Genomic DNA, 15918 nt, shown 5'->3' with positions numbered 1-15918 from the left:
TGGACGTGAATGCTTCTGTCTTGCGGCAGGGCGGGCTGCGCCCGCCGTTCGCGCTGTATCAAACGGTTCAGGACAGCTGTTCGTAAGCGGGCAGGGTGAGGAAATCGCCCAATTCGTCCGCATGGGTCATGCTGGAAATCAATGCGGCAGCAGCATCGGCACGGCTGGCGCCGGGGTGCTGGCTGTCGCGCAGGCGATGGGTGTGGGCGGCCAGTGCCTGGTCGAACAGCGCAAAGTCGATCGGCGCCTCGTCGGGGAACTCCACGCCGCCGTGGTGCAGCCACTGCCACAGCTGGGCACGCGCGATCTCGGCGGTGGCGGCGTCTTCCATCAGGTGGTGGATGGGAACGCAACCCAGACCGTCCAGCCACGCGGCGGTGTAGCGCAGGCAGACTTCGACGTTGTTGTCGAAACCGGCGCGGCTGATGGTGCCATCGGGCGCGGCAAGCAGTTGCTCGCGGGTTACCTCCACGTCCTCGCGCAGCTTGTCGAGCTGGTTCGGTGCGGGCATGTACGCGTCGAAGATCTGCTGGGCCACCGCCACCAGCGCCGGGTGCGCGACCCAGGTGCCGTCGTGGCCGGCCTGCACTTCGCGCAGCTTGTCGGCACGCACCTTGTCCAGCGCGGCTTCGTTCGCGGCCACGTCGCCCTTGATCGGGATCTGCGCGGCCATGCCGCCCATGGCGAACGCCCCGCGGCGATGACAGGTCTTGATCAGCAGCTCCGAATAGCCCTTCAGGAAAGGCACGGTCATGCCGACCTGGCCACGCTCCGGCAGCAGCCGGTCGCGGTGGCCTCGCAGGGTTTTCAGGTACGAAAAGATGTAGTCCCAACGACCGCAGTTGAGGCCGACGATGCGCCGGCGCAGTGCGTGCAGGATCTCGTCCATCTGGAACGCCGCCGGCAGTGTCTCGATCAGCACGGTGGCCTTCATCGTGCCGAGCGGCAGCCCCAGCTCGTCCTCGGCGGCGCTCATCACGTCGTCCCACAACGCAGCTTCTTCCATCGCCTCCAGTTTGGGCAGGTAGAAATACGGGCCGCGATCACGCTGCTGCAGCGCCGCGGCGTTGTGATACGCGAACAGACCGAAGTCGACCAGCGCGCCGGCGATCGCGGTGCTGTCCACGCTGAAGAAGCGGTCGTGCAGATGCCAGCCCCGCGGACGCACCACCAGCACGGCGGGGTCGTCGCCGACGCGATAGCTCTTGCCTTCGGGCGAGCGGAATTCGATCGTGCCGTCGACGGCGTCGCGCAGGTTGACCTGGCCGTCGAGCTGGTTGGCGAAGGTGGGCGAGGAGGAGTCCTCGAAGTCGGCCATGAACACCTTGGCGCCCGAATTGAGCGCGTTGATGATCATCTTGCGTTCGACCGGGCCGGTGATCTCCACGCGGCGATCACGCAGCGCGGCGGGAATCGGTGCCACCGTCCAGGCCGAAGCGCGGATCGCGGCGGTGTCGACGCGAAAGTCCGGCAGGTCGCCGGCATCGTAGCGCGCCTGGCGCTCGCGCCGGGCCTGCAGCAGGCGCTGGCGCGAGGCCTCGAAGCGGCGATGCAACTGGGCCAGGAAGTCCAGCGCGCCCGGCGTCAGGATGCCTTCGTAACCGGCGTCGTCCGCAAGCACCTCGGCCGTGCCGATATCGAGTTGTTCCTGGGGGACTGCCATCGTTTCGCTCCGTGTCGTGGATGACTCGAAGCTAGGGCAGAAGCAGGCTATTTGACAAAGTGAATGTTTCAATCAGTAATATGAGCATATTCAATGAATGATGCAAATAACTGAATTGCCAGCATGAAACGTTCCGGTGAAACATCGAATTCCCCGAAAAAAGCGCGCCGCAGCGCAACAAAAAAGCGTGCCGGCCTCGACCCCTCCGCGGAAAGTGGCGGCCGTTTCTACTACAAGGGCAATCGTCACAAGCAGTTGCGGGCGTTTGTCAGCGTGGTGAAGCTGGGTACGCTGACGCGGGCGGCCGAGGCGCTGTACCTGTCGCAGCCCACCATCAGCCTGCAGTTGCAGGCGCTGGAGCGGGAACTGGGCGTGATCCTGATGGACCGGCGCCGCCGCCGCATCAACCTCACCGACGCGGGCGAGGCCTTGTACGAGCTGGCGCGCCCGCTGGTCGAAGGCTGGGAAACGCTGGACCGGGACTTCCAGGCCAGGGTGAAAGGCCTGCAGGCCGGTCGACTGGTGATCGCTGCCGGTACCTCGACCATCCAGTACCTGCTGCCGGAGCTGGTGCGTCGCTACCGTGAGCGCTTTCCCGCCGTGCAACTGCAGTTGGCGAACGTCACCGGCAAGGATGGTCTGGCCCTGCTGCGCGCCGACGACGCCGACTTTGCAGTCGGTTCCATGTTGGACGTACCCAACGATATCGCGTGGGCGCCGGTGCACCACTACGATCCGATGCTGATCATGCCGCTGGACCATCCGCTCGCGACCAACCAGACAATCACCCTGGAAGATCTTTCACCCTATGGCCTGATCCTGCCGCCGCAGCGCCTTTCCACCTACCGCCTGGTGGACCTGGTGTTCCAGCAACGCCAGGTGCCGTATCACGTGGCCATCGAAGTGGGCGGCTGGGACGTGATCAAGGAATACGTGGCGATGGGCATGGGCATTTCCATCGTCACCGGCATCTGCATCACCGAAGCCGACAGCGCCCGCCTGGCCGTGCGCAACATGAAGCAGTTCTTCCCTCAGCGCAGCTACGGCGTGGTGATGCGCAAGGGCAAGTTCCTCAGCGCCGAGGCGCGCGCGTTCATCGATCTGATCAGGCCGGGGTTGTTGACGCATCGCGAGCACGATGATTCGGGGCATTCACAGCGCTGACGAGGGGTATAAGAAAAATTCCGGGTTGACGCTCCCCCCCCCCCTGAAATGTATTCCTGTATTCAAGGAAGGGGACACCGCCGTGTGGTCAGGGGAATCCATGGAAGGATTGTTTCGCGAAGAGGTATTGCGGGCGCGTCGCCCTCAATGGCTGGGGACCGTCCGTCTGTCGACGCCAATCTCTCACCAGCTTTGGGGCTTGGTTGCCGCTTTCACCACTGCCGCCATCCTGCTTTGGCCTCTGCCTTGGTCAGTACACGCGACGCGAACATGTTGCGGGGCAACTATCGCCGGTCTCGGGGATGCTGACAGTCTCATCTTCTGGCGGCGGCACCGTTACCCGCGTGTTGGTGCGCGAAGGCGCGCCCGTGGTCGCGGGGCAACCATTGGCTGAACTTTCCGGCCATTCGGTCAGCGTGCGGATGGGTGACACCCACGCTGCCGTGGATTATGGCTGCAAGGTGTCTACGAAACACGCGGCGATTCAGGTACGTGGGATCCGAATGCTAACAATGGGGGTGGAGGCTGTGTGTTGAAGTAGATCGCGGTCCTCCGCATCTTGCATAAATGATATAGCCGAATTCTCGTGCGTATCTTTGCACGAGAATTCCCATGGAGCTAACACATGTCGAGGAAAAATTGGGTTTTGGTTGGCATCAGCATCCTGTCGCTGGCGATGCACATTCGCGATGCCGCGGCGACCGCGACACTCTCGCTGGCTGCGAAGGACTTTGAAAAAACATGTCTCAGTGCTCGTGAAAGCTGCACTTATAAGAATGTCCGCTTCGAATCAACCAGCAAAGTATTCATGGAAGTTCATTCGTACATGATGCTGAGAAACAGACGGGACATTGATACTTACAACAAACTTATCAAGGCCTATCTAACGCCAGGTCTTGTGCGGGGGATGAAATCATCCGTGGTGCAGCTCTACAACTATGATACCAATACGTGGCTAGCGGTCACCGGTACGAACGCGTGTAAGCATTGTGCGGATCCCGACTCTCTGGCGCCAAGCCTGCCGAAATTGATTCGGATTGACTTAGTACAAAAATTCACTGCCCGACAGGATGAGTACATAACCTTCGGACTGGAGGTGTACAAGGGCGAGCCGATTAAGGCTCGTATCTATATTTCCGCGCCCAGTCTTTTCCACCCCAATGACCGGTCGCCTATCTATGTCGACTCCCGTATCAAGGGGCGGCACGCGACAACGTCGCTCACAAAGGGTGGTATCTGGTTGGATTTTGATGGCAACGATGTCCCCGGGAGCCTCCCTGACTATGTGGCTATTTCCCCGGTGAAATCCTGGATTGCGCTTGGTACAACGTACCGGGAGCGTGAATTTGAGTTGCTAAAGAATACGAATTATCTTCCGAGCTTTACTGATGGTACGCCTCAACAGCGCCTGGATCGCGTGATGCGTCAGCTCCAAGCGTACGGTATAGACTACGATGGCTCGATGGGAGGAGGCTACCCATCAATCACTCCGGCCCGCGTAATCGCTGCCAAGCGTGGCGAGTGCAAGGCGCTGGCAACATTGGCTGATGCGTTGCTGCAGCGCAGTGGTCTCGCGGCGCATGTAGTAATGCTGAGTGTGCTCGGAAATCCTCCCGCGAGCTTCAACGTGCCGGACCCGTTCTGGACACCTCTGCACGTTATCTTGTATATCCCCAGTCTCGATTTGTATATTGATCCCACGATGATTGCTGCGCACTCCGCCCACTGGAAAACCTCTGCAGCTGCCTATCGTGGAGCCGTTGCATTGGACATGACTGCGGGGCGATTTGTGGTCATTCACTAGTGCGAAGTGATTGCATATGGCGAGCATGCCGCAGAGGGCTGGGCGCGGGAAAGATGACCGGCCCACACTCACTTTCAGAATACGGAGTTCAGCGGAATTTCGGTTGCTTGAGCATCGGCGATCGACCTGTACGATGCGCGCGAGCATTCTGAGTTGCCGTTGCCTTGGCCTCGGATGTAGTCGGAATGAGTGAGAGTAATTGAGATGTCGAACCCGAGAAAGATGGTTCCATTGTGGCTTATGCATGTGTTGGGAATATTGTTCATATTCGTCTGTCAACTAGGCGTTTTGTACTCGGGTGTTCCTGACTGGATCCGGTGGCCGGTACTGGCCGTAAGCTTGTATATCGAGTTGAAGGCAGTAGCGTTCGTCCGCACCAGGCGCTCGGGTATATGAGTTAGGTGGCGCTTTTGGATGATTCTCGCTGGTGTAGCCAACAGCCGATCGTGGTTTGACAAATATTAAGGGCGCATTCTTGCTAAAAGCTTCGCTTCGTCCACGAAAGTTGAGTCCTATCGTGGATGCAGCCAGGGCTGTCATTTGATCTTGTAGCTACGAATTCAACTCGGCTTCAATATCTTCTGGTGTTGGACACACTGTAGCCACCGGCAGCAGTTGTACGAGAGATTGAGAAGCCCCCCGGGACGCGCAAGCGCCTGTGCATCGTCGAGCACGCCAGGACCATATTGAGTGGCGCGGAGCGATTTCCTCGCGTCACACATCGCGGTACTTGCCCTTGAACGGCGCGTACCACGCGCGCAGGCGCGCGACGTCGGCATCCAAATCGCGCGTGGTGTGGAACAGCGGGCCGAGGTGGATGGTTTTGTCGGGGTAATGGAAGGCAACCGGGAAGATCGGCACGCCGGCGTCGTGGGCGATGTGCCAGAAGCCGCTCTTCCACCGCTTCACCGGTTTGCGCGTGCCTTCGGGGGCGATCCCCAGCCAGAGCTGGTCACGTTGCCGGAACTGGTCGATCATCTGCTCGACCACGCCCCTGGCGGCACCACGATCAATCGCTACCCCGCCGAGTCGGCGCAGCACTCCGCCCAGCGGCCCGCGAAACAGTTCCTGCTTGGCCATGAAATTCACGTCGGCGCCGATCGCCACCTTGATCAAGAGACCCCAGACGCCGTCCCACCACGACGAGTGGGGCGCCGCGATCATCACCAGCTTCGCGGCGTCGGGGAATTCGCCGGTCACGGTCCAGCCGGCCAGGCGCAACACGGCGCGGCAACTACGCCGCTGCCAGCCGTCGCGCAGCTTCGGCAGGTGCGGAGGCAGTTGCGACGGGGTCGGCAGGTGGCCGCTCATTCAAGCTCCGGTTTGCGCGAGCGGCTCTGCTTGATCCGCCCGCGTTGCTGCTTGCCGGCCAGGCGACGCTCCTTCGAGGCGCGGGTCGGCCGGGTCGCGACACGCTTCTTTGGCGGCGCCAGCACCGAGTGGATCAGCTCGACCAGCCGTTCGCGCACATCCTCGCGATTGCGCGCCTGGTCACGAAAGCGTCGCCCCTGGATGACCAGCACGCCGTCGGCGGTCAGTCGGCGATCGCGTCGCTGCAGCAGTCGCGAGCGCACGTCATCCGGCAGCGATGGCGAATTGGCGACGTCGAAGCGCAACTCCACCGCGCTCTCGGTGCGGTTGACGTGCTGACCGCCAGGCCCATCCGCGCGCAGGAATCGCTCGATGAGTTCGGACTCGGGCAGGTGGATGGTGCGGCTGACGATCAACATGACGCGAGTGTAGAGGGCGGGAAGTGAGTAGGTGAAGCGGAGAGCGAGGAGTGAGTGGTGAGGAGTGAGGAGTGAGGAGTGAGAGAAAGGCGTTCGGGTGCCGTTAGCTTTGCTCTCTCTCACTTCTCACTCCTCTTGACTCACTTCTCGCAATCCCCAGCCAAAGCGTTGAAGCAGCCCGGCATAGGCCTCATCCAGCGGCGCCTCGATCGTCATCGCTGCGCCGCTCACCGGGTGCGCGAAGCGCACGCGCCAGGCGTGCAGCAGCATGCGGTGGCAGCCGAAGTGCTGTTTGTACAGTCGGTTGTGATCGCCGCGGCCGTGCTGGCAGTCGCCGATGACCGGATGGTGGATATGCGCCAGGTGCTTGCGGATCTGGCGGAAGCGACCGGTTTCAGGCTCGGCCAGCAACAGGGCGTAGCGCTGTTGCGGGTAGCGGCCGAGTTCGATCGGCACCTCGATCGTATCGAGCCGACGGTAGCTCGTGCGGGCCTCGCGGCGGGGTCCGGTCTCGCGCGAGCCCGGCAGCGCGTAGTCGATGAGTCCCTCGGCCGGCTCCGGCCAGCCGCGCACCACGACCAGGTACTGCTTGTGCACGCTGCGGGCCATGAACTGCTCGCCCAGCGAGGCGGCCACTTCCTTGCTGCGCGCCACCAGCAGCACGCCGCTGGTGGCGCGATCGAGCCGGTGCGCCAGATACACGTTGTTGCCCACCTGCCCGCGCAACAGGTCGATCAGGAATTCGTCAGCCGGCCCCACGAACGTCGAGCGATGCACGGCGAGGTTCGCGGGCTTGTTCACCGCGATCAGTGCATCGTCCTGGTACAGAATTTCGAGCATGGTGACAGGAACTTGGGTGATGGCGTAGGGCGGGCTCTGCCCGCCGGCTTTTGGGCCTGGTCGGCGAGCGGTGCCCGGTGCTTGCGAAAAAGGCGGCGGGCGGAGCCCGCCCTACGGTCAGTGCGGGCGGGACCAGCTGAGTGCGAAGGCGAGCAGTCCGGCCGTGCCGAGCAGGATGGGCGGCCAGATGCCGTGCTGTGGCGCCAGCGACCAGAGCAGGGCCGCGCTGATGATCAGCGCCGCGCCCAGCAGGCCGCCGCCGAGCATGCGCAGCACGCGTCCGGCGAGCCGCGCCTGGTGGCTCAGCGCATCCACGTCGCTGAGCAGGCGCTGTTCGCCGCGGCCAGCCTGGCGCAGTGCGTCGCGCACCAGGTCGGGAAACTCAGGCGCATGGTGCAGCCATTCGGGCAGGCGCTTGCCCATGTCGCGCAGGGTGCGCAACGGGCTGTAGCGCTTGCGCAGGATCCGCTTGAGCACCGGATGCGCGACCGCCCAGATGTCGATATCGGGGTCGAGCAGGCGCCCGACACCTTCGATGTTGAGCAACGTCTTCTGCAGCAGGATCAATTGCGGTTGCAGGGTCAGCTCGAAGCGACGCGCGGTCTGGAACAGCTTGACCACCAGCTCCGCCAGCGAGATCTGCGACAGCGGACGCGTGAAATACGGCTCGCACACGGTGCGTACCGCCGCTTCCAGTTCATCCAGGCGTACGTCGGCGGGCATCCAGCCCGCGGCCACGTGGAGCTGCGCGATGCGCGCGTAATCGCGCTCGAACAGCGCGATGAAATTCTGCGCCAACCAGTACTGGTCGGCCTCGGGCAGCGAACCCATGATGCCGAAGTCCAGCGCGATGAAGCGCGGTTCGTCGATGCGCGAGGGATCGACCCAGATGTTGCCGGGATGCGCATCGGCATGAAAGAAGTTGTCGCGGAACACCTGTTCGTAGAACACCCGCACGCCCTTGGCGGCAAGTGCCTTGCGGTCCAGCCCGGCGGCGTCGATCGCGGCGATGTCGTCGCTGCTGATGCCGTGCACGCGCTCCAGCGTCAGCACGCGCGAGGCGGTCAGTTCCCAGTGCACCTCGGGTACGTACAGGTCCACGCCGCTGGCGAAGTTGCGCTTGAGCAGGCTTGCGCTGGCGCCTTCGCGCTGCAGGTCGAGCTCGTTTTCCAGCATCTTCTCGACTTCGGCCACCACGTCGAGCGGGCGGATCTTGTCGGCGTTGGGGTGCCAGCGTTGGGCCAGTTCGCCCAGCGAGCGCATCAGCTTCACGTCGCGGGCGATCTGCGCGTCGATGCCCGGGCGCAGCACTTTCACCACCACCTCGCGGCCATCGCGCAGCGTGGCGGCATGCACCTGCGCGATTGAAGCCGACGCCAGCGGGGTCTCGTCAAATGCCGCGTAGAGCTGGTCGGTCGATGCGTTCAATTGCCGCTCGACGATGGCGCGCGCCTCGCTGCCGGGGAACGGTGTCACCTCGTCCTGCAGCAGCGACAGCTCGTCGGCGATGTCGGCGGGCACCAGGTCGCGCCGGGTCGACAGCACCTGGCCGGCCTTGACGAAGATCGGGCCGAGTTCGGTGAGCGCCATGCGCAGCCGTTCGCCGCGCGGCAGCTCGGCCACGTTGGCGCGAGGCCGGCCGAACAGCGGGCGCAGGAGTTTGAGCGGGCGGTACAGGTGGGCGGCATCGACCAGTTCGTCCAGTCGCCAGGCCAGCAAGACCGAGGCTACCCGCAGCAGGCGCGGTACCACGCTCAGCGGCGTCACGCGGCGTCGCCCTGCAGCCGTCGGGCCAGCCGCTGCACGCGCGCTTCCAGCCGCTCGCTGCGTTCGCGCAAGCTGTCCACGTCATCGAGGAAGTTGTCGACTTCGCCCGGTGCCAGCACGATGCGCGCCTCGTCGCGTACCCAGTCGGCCGCGTCTTCGGTGAAATGGGCGCCGGATTCGCGCGCATGGGCCAGACCCTTGCGCACGGCCCTGGCCAGCGGCACGCCAAGCACATCACCGAAGGTACGCGCGAAGGCTTCCTCGAAATCCGGGGCGAACTTGCTGGCAAGTTTCTCCAGTCGCCGCGCGAGTTCCGCATCGCCGGCAATCTCCACCTTGCCCGGTGCGATGCCGTCAGCGTCGCGGCGGAACATCATCGACAGCAGGCTGCCCGGTGTGGCGGCCACTTTCAGCTGGCTGTCCTGGCCGGGCGGACCCACCCGCAGCTTGCCGTTCTCGACGGTGACTGCCAGTGCGAGTTCCGGGCCGCGCAGGTGCAACTGCACGCGGCGATCGTTCAACGCCAGCAGTTTCTGCTGCGTGTCCGGATCCAGCGACAGCGTATGGTTGAGCGCGGTTTCCAGCGCGCGACCGGCGAGCTTGCGCAGCGGTTGCGGCATCCAGGCGTTGGGGGTGGCATTCATCCGTTGATTGTAGCTGTGCGGACAGCTATCGGGCGGAATCGGGAATCGGGAATCGGGATTCGCACGAGCAAGAACATTGAGGAGCGGGCTCCTACGGGTTGCTGGCGGCGCCGGGAAAGCCGAGTTGGCGCCAGGCTTCGTAAACCGCCACCGCCACCGTGTTCGACAGGTTCAGGCTGCGGCTGTCCGGGCGCATCGGCAGGCGCAGGCGTTGTTCGGCGGGAATCGCTTCCAGCACGTCGTCGGGCAGGCCTGCGGTTTCGCAACCGAACAGCAGGGCATCGCCATCGGCGAAGCGGGCGTCGACATGGCTGACGCGCCCCCGCGTGCTAAAGGCGAACACGCGCGGCGCACCGATCGTGTCGAGGCAGCGGGCCAGATCGTCATGCACCGCGACGCGGGCGTACTCGTGGTAATCCAGCCCGGCCCGGCGCAGACGCGCATCGTCGAGCTCGAAGCCGAGCGGGCGGATCAGGTGCAACGCGGCGCCGGAATTCGCGCACAGGCGAATCACGTTGCCGGTATTGGGCGGGATCTCGGGGCGGAACAGGATGACATGGAGCATCCTCGCATTATCGCCCGTTCGATCCCGCTTCGTCGCAAGGCTTCAACCGGCAACCCGCGGGCACACCACGCCGTCGGGCGGCAACGCGCAGCTGCTGGGCGTGGTCAGCAGCATCGTGCTGACGCCGCTGCTCGCGGCGAGCTGCACGCCGGGTGCCGGAACCGAGGTCAACATGGCGCCAAAGACCAGTCCGCAGACGGCCAGGCAGGCGAGGAACAGGCAACGCAGCACGAGGGTCTCGAATTTCATGGCGGTATCTCCAGCTTGTGAGTGAAAAGTCCTGTGCTACCACCATTGCAATCGCTGTGCCATGTCGCGGACCGCGTGCAAGTGTCTGATTGGAAAGCATTGTTTGATGTGCGCGAGATGCGGCAAGTGCGTCCGCGGACACTGCGCGCCCATGGCCGGACAGCCGGACACTCGCGCGAAGGGAGCTTGTGACCCATGCCACAAGTCATTTGCGGGGTCTGGTGGACGCCGGTAGCCTGCGGGGACTTCATCCGTGCAACAGGAGGTTCACCGTGACAAAGAAGCCGCTTGCCCTGCTCATCACCGGTTTGCTCGCCTTTGGTGCCGCCGCACCGCTGGCGCTGGCCGCCACCGACGCGCCCGCCGCCAGCACCAGTGCCGCCGCGACCAGCCAGATCCCCGACCTGGCCTACAGCCGCTTCACCCTGCCCAACGGCCTGACCGTGGTGGTGCACGAGGACCACAAGGCACCGGTGGTGGCGGTAAGCGTGTGGTACCACGTGGGTTCGTCGTACGAGCCCAAGGGCAAGACCGGCTTCGCGCACCTGTTCGAGCACTTGATGTTCCAGGGTTCGGAGAACCACAAGGACGAGTACTTCAAGCCGTTCGAGCTGGCCGGCTCCACCGACCAGAACGGCACCACCTGGCTCGACCGCACCAACTATTTCGAGACCGTGCCGACCACCGCGCTGGACATGGCGTTGTGGATGGAGTCCGACCGCATGGGCCATCTGCTCGGCGCGATCGGCCAGCCGCAGCTCGACGAACAGCGCGGCGTGGTGCAGAACGAGAAGCGCCAGGGTGAAAACCAGCCCTATGGCCGCGCCGGCGAGATGATCCAGGCCGAGGCGTTCCCCGCCAACCATCCGTATCACCACGACACCATCGGCTCGATGGCGGACTTGAACGCCGCCTCGCTGACGGACGTGAAGCAGTGGTTCCGCGACTACTACGGCGCGGCCAATACCGTGGTCGTGCTGGCCGGTGACATCACCCCGGCGGTGGCGAGGGAGAAGATGCTGAAGTACTTCGGCGACATCCCCGCCGGCCCGCAGGTACCGCGACCGCAGCCGTGGGTTGCCGCGCGCACCACCTCGACCAGCGGCACCATGACGGACAACGTGGCGCAGACCCGCATCTATCGCGAGTGGAACGTGCCCGGCCGTGGCAACAGTGACGAGACGCAGCTCGAGCTCGCCGCCGCGGTGCTCGGCGGCAGCAAGACCTCGCGGCTTTATCAGCGTCTGGTCTATCAGGACAAGCTGGCCGACAGTGTTTCCGTCGACGTGGACCAGCACGTGCTGGCCAGCATGTTCGAGTTGCAGGTGGACGTGAAGAAGGGCGTGGACCCGGCGAAGGTTGAAGCCGCCATCGCCGACGAATGGCAGAAATTCCTCGAGAACGGACCCACCGCCGACGAGCTGGCGCGGGTGAAGACGCAGACGCGTGCCGCGTTCGTGCGTGGCCTGGAACGGGTCAACACGCAGGCGTCGATCCTGGCCCAGGGCCAGCTGTATCACGACAACCCCGGGCAGTACCTGAAAGACTTCAAGGAACTGATGGCGGCGACGCCTGCCAGCGTCAAGGCAGCGGCGAACAAGTGGATTGCCAAGGGTGATTACACGCTGACCGTGGTGCCGGGCAAGGTCGAGGCGACCGACACGGCTACTGTGAAGGGTCGCGCCGCGGCGCCGGGTGCGCCTGCGCCAGTGCTCTCGCCCAAGGGCGACTACAAGACGGTGGCCAGCGATGTCGATCGCAGCAAGGGCGTGCCGCAGGTCACCAGTTTCCCCGACCTCAGCTTCCCGACCCTGCAGCGCGGCAAGCTGGACAACGGTGTGGAAGTGATCCTGGCCGAGCGCCACACCGTGCCGGCGGTGCAACTGCAATTGCTGTTCGATGCCGGTTACGCGGCCGACCAGGGGCGCAAGCTGGGCACCTCCAGCTTCAGCATGAGCATGCTCGACGAGGGCAGCAAGGATCTGGACTCGGTCGAGATCGCCAAGCGCAAGCAGCGCCTTGGCGCCCTGATCTCCGCCGGTTGCGGGCTGGACTACTGCAACGCCTCGCTCAACTCGCTCGATGACCAGCTCAAGCCCTCGCTCGACCTGTTCGCCGACATCGTGCGCAACCCGGCCTTCCGCGCAGCCGACATCAGTCGCTTGCGCGGCCAGTGGCTGGCCGGTATCGCCCAGGAAAAGAGCCAGCCCACCGGCATCGCCCTGCGCACCCTGCCGCCGCTGCTCTACGGCAAGGGCCACGCCTACGCGATCCCGTTCACCGGCTCGGGCACGGAAGACTCGATCAAGGCGCTGTCAGCCGATGACATGCGCCAGTTCATGACCGACTACATCCGCCCGGACAACATGAAGATCCTGGTCGCCGGCGACACCACGATGGACAAGATCATCCCGCAGTTGAACGCGGCGTTCGGCAACTGGAAGGCCCCGGCCAGCAAGGTTCCGCACAAGAACATCGGCAAGGTGGCACCGCCCAAGGACGTGCGTGTGTTCCTCGTCGATCGCCCCGGTGCGCAACAGACCCTGATCCTCGCCGGCAGCCTGGCGCCGTCGACCGAGGCGCCCAACAACCTGCAGATCCAGACCATGAACGGCGCCTTCGGCGGTACCTTCACCTCGCGCCTCAACATGAACCTGCGCGAGGACAAGCACTGGGCCTACGGCGCCTTCAGCTTCCTGCGCAATGCGGTGGGGCAGCGCCCGTTCATGCTCTATGCGCCGGTGCAGACCGACAAGACCGCGCCCTCCATCGAGGAGATGCTGAAGGAAGCCAAGGGCGTGATCGGCGACAAGCCGCTCACCGACAAGGAGATCACCAAGGTCAAGGTCGGTGACGTGCGCAGCATGCCGGGCCAGTACCAGACCACGTCGGCGGTGATGGACGCGATGCAGGGCATCGCCCTGTACAACCGGCCGGACGACTACGTGCAGACCCTGAAGTCGCGTATCCAGGCGCAAACCGATGCCTCGGTGCAAGCCGCCGCGAACGAGATCATCCACCCGAACCAGTTGACCTGGGTGATCGTCGGCGACCTCGCCAAGATCGAGGCACCGATCCGCGCACTGAAGCTCGGCACCATGCAGGTGCTCGATGCCGACGGCAAGCCGGTGGACGCCAAGCCGGTCGAGGCCAAGTCGGCGAAGTGAGCATGGCGTGCGGCGCCGGTCTGAACCGGTGCCGCACGCTGCAAAGCGGTAGCGGGACGCGCTCGCGTCCCCGCGTTACGATGGAGGCCGGGCCGGCAACGGGTCGGCCTTTCTTCATTGCGAATCACAGCTGCGGAGCCACTCATGCGCAAGATCCTCACCCTGCTTGTCCCCATCGTGCTTTTGAGTGCCTGCAGCTGGGGCATCACCATGGATCCGGCGGCCAAGCACGTGCGCACCGCCTGGAACGACAATGTCTCCGCGTGCCGCGACCTGGGCAAGGTCACCGTGTCGGTGATGGACCACGTCGGCCCGGTGGATCGCAACACCATCACCGTGCGCGATGAACTGGAAGTACTGGCGCGCAACGAGGCGGCCAAGATGCAGGCCGACACCATCAAACCACTGGCCGAACCCGTCGACGGTTCGCAGGCCTGGGGCGTGTACCAGTGCGGTGCAGGCGGGTTGAAGTCCGGGCCGTCGGCCAAGCCGGCGAGCGCATCGTCATCCCCCGAAGTGCAGACTTTTCCGGTGAAGGGCGGCTGAGCGTCGTCCGCTGGCGCAAATCATGTCACTGCATGCGCTGCGGCCACGTCCTCGCCTGAGTAATGGAGGCGCGCTGTGAGCCGCATCTCGCGCTTGACCGCGCCGGGACCTTCACGACGCACCGTGTAGGCTTGGCGGTGTCTGATCAACGCCCGCGGCGGCGCGGGAATGGCACGCACCACGCCACGATGGCAAGCCCGCTACCGCGCCGACCGGCCCCACGCACAGGAGGACACCCGATGATCGACGCGCCTACCGCCGACACTCCCGATGCGAGCACCCGCGAGGTCGACGTTGCCATCATCGGCGGTGGCACCGCCGGCATGGTCGCCTACCGCGAAGTGCGCAAGCATACCGACCGCATCGCGCTCATCGAGGGCGGTCCGTTCGGCACCACCTGCGCGCGCGTGGGCTGCATGCCATCCAAGTTGCTGATCGCGCCGGCCGAAGCCCGCCACCGGCTGGCGGCGTTGCCGGCGTTCGGGATCGAAAGCGACGCGGGCAAGGTGGACGGGCGCGCGGTGATGCGCCGGGTGCGCGCGGAGCGCGACCGCTTCGTCGGTTTCGTACGCGAGGCGGTGGACAGGTTCGAACCGCGACACATCGTGCGCGCGTACGCGGCGTTCGAAGATCCGCACACCCTGAAACTGTCGCCGGCGGCGCACGGCGAACCGCCCGCGTTCGAACGCATTCACGCCGGGCGCATCGTGATCGCGACGGGTGCCAGGCCAAGCATTCCCGCGTCCTTCGAGGCCGCTGGTGACCGGCTGATCGTCAGCGACGACGTGTTCGACTGGCAGGAGCTGCCGGCTTCGGTGGCGGTGTTCGGTGCCGGCGTCATCGGCCTGGAACTGGGCCAGGCGCTGCATCGCCTCGGCGTGCAAGTGCACCTGTTCGGTCGCGGCGGAAACATCGCAGGGATCAGCGACCCGGCGGTGCGCGACTACGCCGCGCGGACCATCGCCGACGAGTTGCCGATCAGCCTGGATGCGCGCGACGTACGCATCGAGCGCGACGGCGATACTGTCGTGGTGCGCTTCACCGACGACGACGGCAAGGCGACCAGCGAACGCTTCGACTACCTGCTGGCCGCCACGGGGCGCATCGCCAACCTCGACACCCTGGCGCTGGAACACAGCGGGCTAGCGCTCGATGCCCGCGGCATGCCGGCCTATGATCCGCAGACCACGCGCGCCGGCGACAGCCATATCTTCATCGCCGGCGATGCCAACGCCTGGCTGCCGCTGCTGCACGAAGCCGCCGACGACGGCCGCCTGGCCGGCGAAAACGCGGCACGTTTCCCGGAAGTGTACAAACACGTACGGCGTACGCCGCTGGGTATCGTATTCTGCGATCCGCAGGTGGCGTTCGCCGGCCGCCGCCATGCGCAACTTCGCGCCGATGGCAGCGATTTCGCGATCGGTGAAGTGTCGTTCGAGGACCAGGGTCGCTCGCGGGTGATGCTGGTCAACCGGGGTTTGCTGCGGGTCTACGGCGAACGCGGCAGCGGTCTGCTGCTGGGTGCCGAGATGATCGGCCCGCAGAACGAACACCTCGCCCATCTGCTGGCCTGGGCGATCCAGATGCGCATGACCGTGGCCGAGGCGCTGGAGATGCCGTACTACCATCCGGTGATCGAGGAAGGCCTGCGCACCGCGCTGCGCAACCTGCTCGAAGCGCTGGGCATGGGCCCGCACCCGCCAAAGCGCTGCATCGATTGCGGGCCAGGCGCGTGAACCAGCGCCCCGGGGCACGACAAGCCTTCCTCGGCGCCAGAAC

At 64.8% G+C, this 15918-nt stretch carries 13 protein-coding genes; 5 read left to right on the top strand and 8 right to left on the bottom strand.

Annotation, left to right across the window (positions count from 1 at the left end):
- Positions 1-67: 67 nt before the first annotated feature.
- Positions 68-1663: a malate synthase A gene (aceB, locus tag AC0L58_RS15095; RefSeq protein WP_473684818.1), complete on the bottom strand. Its 1596-nt coding sequence runs from the start codon at positions 1661-1663 to the stop codon at positions 68-70.
- 123 nt (positions 1664-1786) lie between these two features.
- Between aceB and AC0L58_RS15090 the strand changes: the two genes are divergently transcribed.
- Together AC0L58_RS15090 and AC0L58_RS15085 are read left to right on the top strand one after the other, a co-directional pair.
- On the top strand, positions 1787-2827 hold the full coding sequence (locus AC0L58_RS15090; RefSeq protein ID WP_473684816.1) for a LysR family transcriptional regulator: 1041 nt from the start codon (positions 1787-1789) through the stop codon (positions 2825-2827).
- A gap of 625 nt (positions 2828-3452) precedes the next feature.
- Positions 3453-4631, top strand: coding sequence for a hypothetical protein (locus tag AC0L58_RS15085; RefSeq protein ID WP_473684814.1), 1179 nt, complete (start codon positions 3453-3455; stop codon positions 4629-4631).
- A gap of 714 nt (positions 4632-5345) precedes the next feature.
- On the opposite strand, the gene AC0L58_RS15080 is transcribed toward AC0L58_RS15085, so the two are convergent.
- The 7 genes from AC0L58_RS15080 to AC0L58_RS15050 all read right to left on the bottom strand — a co-directional run bounded on the left by AC0L58_RS15080 (position 5346) and on the right by AC0L58_RS15050 (position 10426).
- The gene (locus AC0L58_RS15080; protein ID WP_473684812.1) at positions 5346-5942 is read right to left on the bottom strand and encodes a lysophospholipid acyltransferase family protein; all 597 of its coding nucleotides are present in this window, start codon (positions 5940-5942) and stop codon (positions 5346-5348) included.
- Positions 5939-6361 carry an alternative ribosome rescue aminoacyl-tRNA hydrolase ArfB gene (gene arfB / locus AC0L58_RS15075; protein WP_473684810.1) on the bottom strand — a complete coding sequence of 141 codons (423 nt, stop codon included), beginning with the start codon at positions 6359-6361 and terminating at the stop codon, positions 5939-5941. Before arfB ends, AC0L58_RS15080 begins: the two co-directional genes overlap by 4 nt.
- 126 nt (positions 6362-6487) lie before the next feature.
- The gene (locus AC0L58_RS15070; protein WP_473684808.1) at positions 6488-7201 is read right to left on the bottom strand and encodes a pseudouridine synthase; all 714 of its coding nucleotides are present in this window, start codon (positions 7199-7201) and stop codon (positions 6488-6490) included.
- 117 nt (positions 7202-7318) lie between these two features.
- Positions 7319-8968 carry a ubiquinone biosynthesis regulatory protein kinase UbiB gene (gene ubiB, locus AC0L58_RS15065; protein ID WP_473684806.1) on the bottom strand — a complete coding sequence of 550 codons (1650 nt, stop codon included), beginning with the start codon at positions 8966-8968 and terminating at the stop codon, positions 7319-7321.
- Positions 8965-9612: a ubiquinone biosynthesis accessory factor UbiJ gene (locus tag AC0L58_RS15060; protein ID WP_473684804.1), complete on the bottom strand. Its 648-nt coding sequence runs from the start codon at positions 9610-9612 to the stop codon at positions 8965-8967. The genes ubiB and AC0L58_RS15060 overlap by 4 nt, the downstream gene beginning before the upstream one ends.
- Positions 9613-9703: 91 nt before the next feature.
- Positions 9704-10177: a tRNA (cytidine(34)-2'-O)-methyltransferase gene (locus AC0L58_RS15055; RefSeq protein WP_473684802.1), complete on the bottom strand. Its 474-nt coding sequence runs from the start codon at positions 10175-10177 to the stop codon at positions 9704-9706.
- Between the two features lie 42 nt (positions 10178-10219).
- The gene (locus AC0L58_RS15050) at positions 10220-10426 is read right to left on the bottom strand and encodes a hypothetical protein (RefSeq protein ID WP_473684800.1); all 207 of its coding nucleotides are present in this window, start codon (positions 10424-10426) and stop codon (positions 10220-10222) included.
- Between the two features lie 272 nt (positions 10427-10698).
- Between AC0L58_RS15050 and AC0L58_RS15045 the strand changes: the two genes are divergently transcribed.
- The 3 genes from AC0L58_RS15045 (at position 10699) to AC0L58_RS15035 (ending at position 15875) form a co-directional block, all read left to right on the top strand.
- Complete coding sequence (locus AC0L58_RS15045; protein WP_473684798.1) at positions 10699-13593, top strand: M16 family metallopeptidase; 2895 nt, start codon at positions 10699-10701, stop codon at positions 13591-13593.
- Positions 13594-13737: 144 nt separating this feature from the next.
- A complete protein-coding gene (locus AC0L58_RS15040) occupies positions 13738-14139 on the top strand; it encodes a DUF4156 domain-containing protein (RefSeq protein ID WP_473684796.1) in 402 nt (133 codons plus the stop codon).
- A 239-nt stretch (positions 14140-14378) separates the two neighbouring features.
- A complete protein-coding gene (locus AC0L58_RS15035; RefSeq protein ID WP_473684794.1) occupies positions 14379-15875 on the top strand; it encodes a dihydrolipoyl dehydrogenase in 1497 nt (498 codons plus the stop codon).
- Positions 15876-15918: the final 43 nt, after the last annotated feature.

Source organism: Rhodanobacter sp. G2-10, from assembly GCF_055809185.1.
The sequence above is the reverse complement of the archived record's forward strand: the minus strand, read 5'-3'. Positions and strand labels throughout refer to the sequence as shown.

Excerpts from the sequence above, each read along its gene's own strand:
- AC0L58_RS15080 (WP_473684812.1), bottom strand. The coding sequence starts at position 5,942 with ATGAGCGGCCACCTGCCGACCCCGTCGCAACTGCCTCCGCACCTGCCG.
- AC0L58_RS15040 (WP_473684796.1), top strand. The coding sequence starts at position 13,738 with ATGCGCAAGATCCTCACCCTGCTTGTCCCCATCGTGCTTTTGAGTGCC.
- AC0L58_RS15070 (WP_473684808.1), bottom strand. The coding sequence starts at position 7,201 with ATGCTCGAAATTCTGTACCAGGACGATGCACTGATCGCGGTGAACAAG.
- AC0L58_RS15055 (WP_473684802.1), bottom strand. The coding sequence starts at position 10,177 with ATGCTCCATGTCATCCTGTTCCGCCCCGAGATCCCGCCCAATACCGGC.
- AC0L58_RS15035 (WP_473684794.1), top strand. The coding sequence starts at position 14,379 with ATGATCGACGCGCCTACCGCCGACACTCCCGATGCGAGCACCCGCGAG.
- AC0L58_RS15060 (WP_473684804.1), bottom strand. The coding sequence starts at position 9,612 with ATGAATGCCACCCCCAACGCCTGGATGCCGCAACCGCTGCGCAAGCTC.
- AC0L58_RS15085 (WP_473684814.1), top strand. The coding sequence starts at position 3,453 with ATGTCGAGGAAAAATTGGGTTTTGGTTGGCATCAGCATCCTGTCGCTG.
- arfB (WP_473684810.1), bottom strand. The coding sequence starts at position 6,361 with ATGTTGATCGTCAGCCGCACCATCCACCTGCCCGAGTCCGAACTCATC.
- aceB (WP_473684818.1), bottom strand. The coding sequence starts at position 1,663 with ATGGCAGTCCCCCAGGAACAACTCGATATCGGCACGGCCGAGGTGCTT.
- AC0L58_RS15090 (WP_473684816.1), top strand. The coding sequence starts at position 1,787 with ATGAAACGTTCCGGTGAAACATCGAATTCCCCGAAAAAAGCGCGCCGC.
- AC0L58_RS15050 (WP_473684800.1), bottom strand. The coding sequence starts at position 10,426 with ATGAAATTCGAGACCCTCGTGCTGCGTTGCCTGTTCCTCGCCTGCCTG.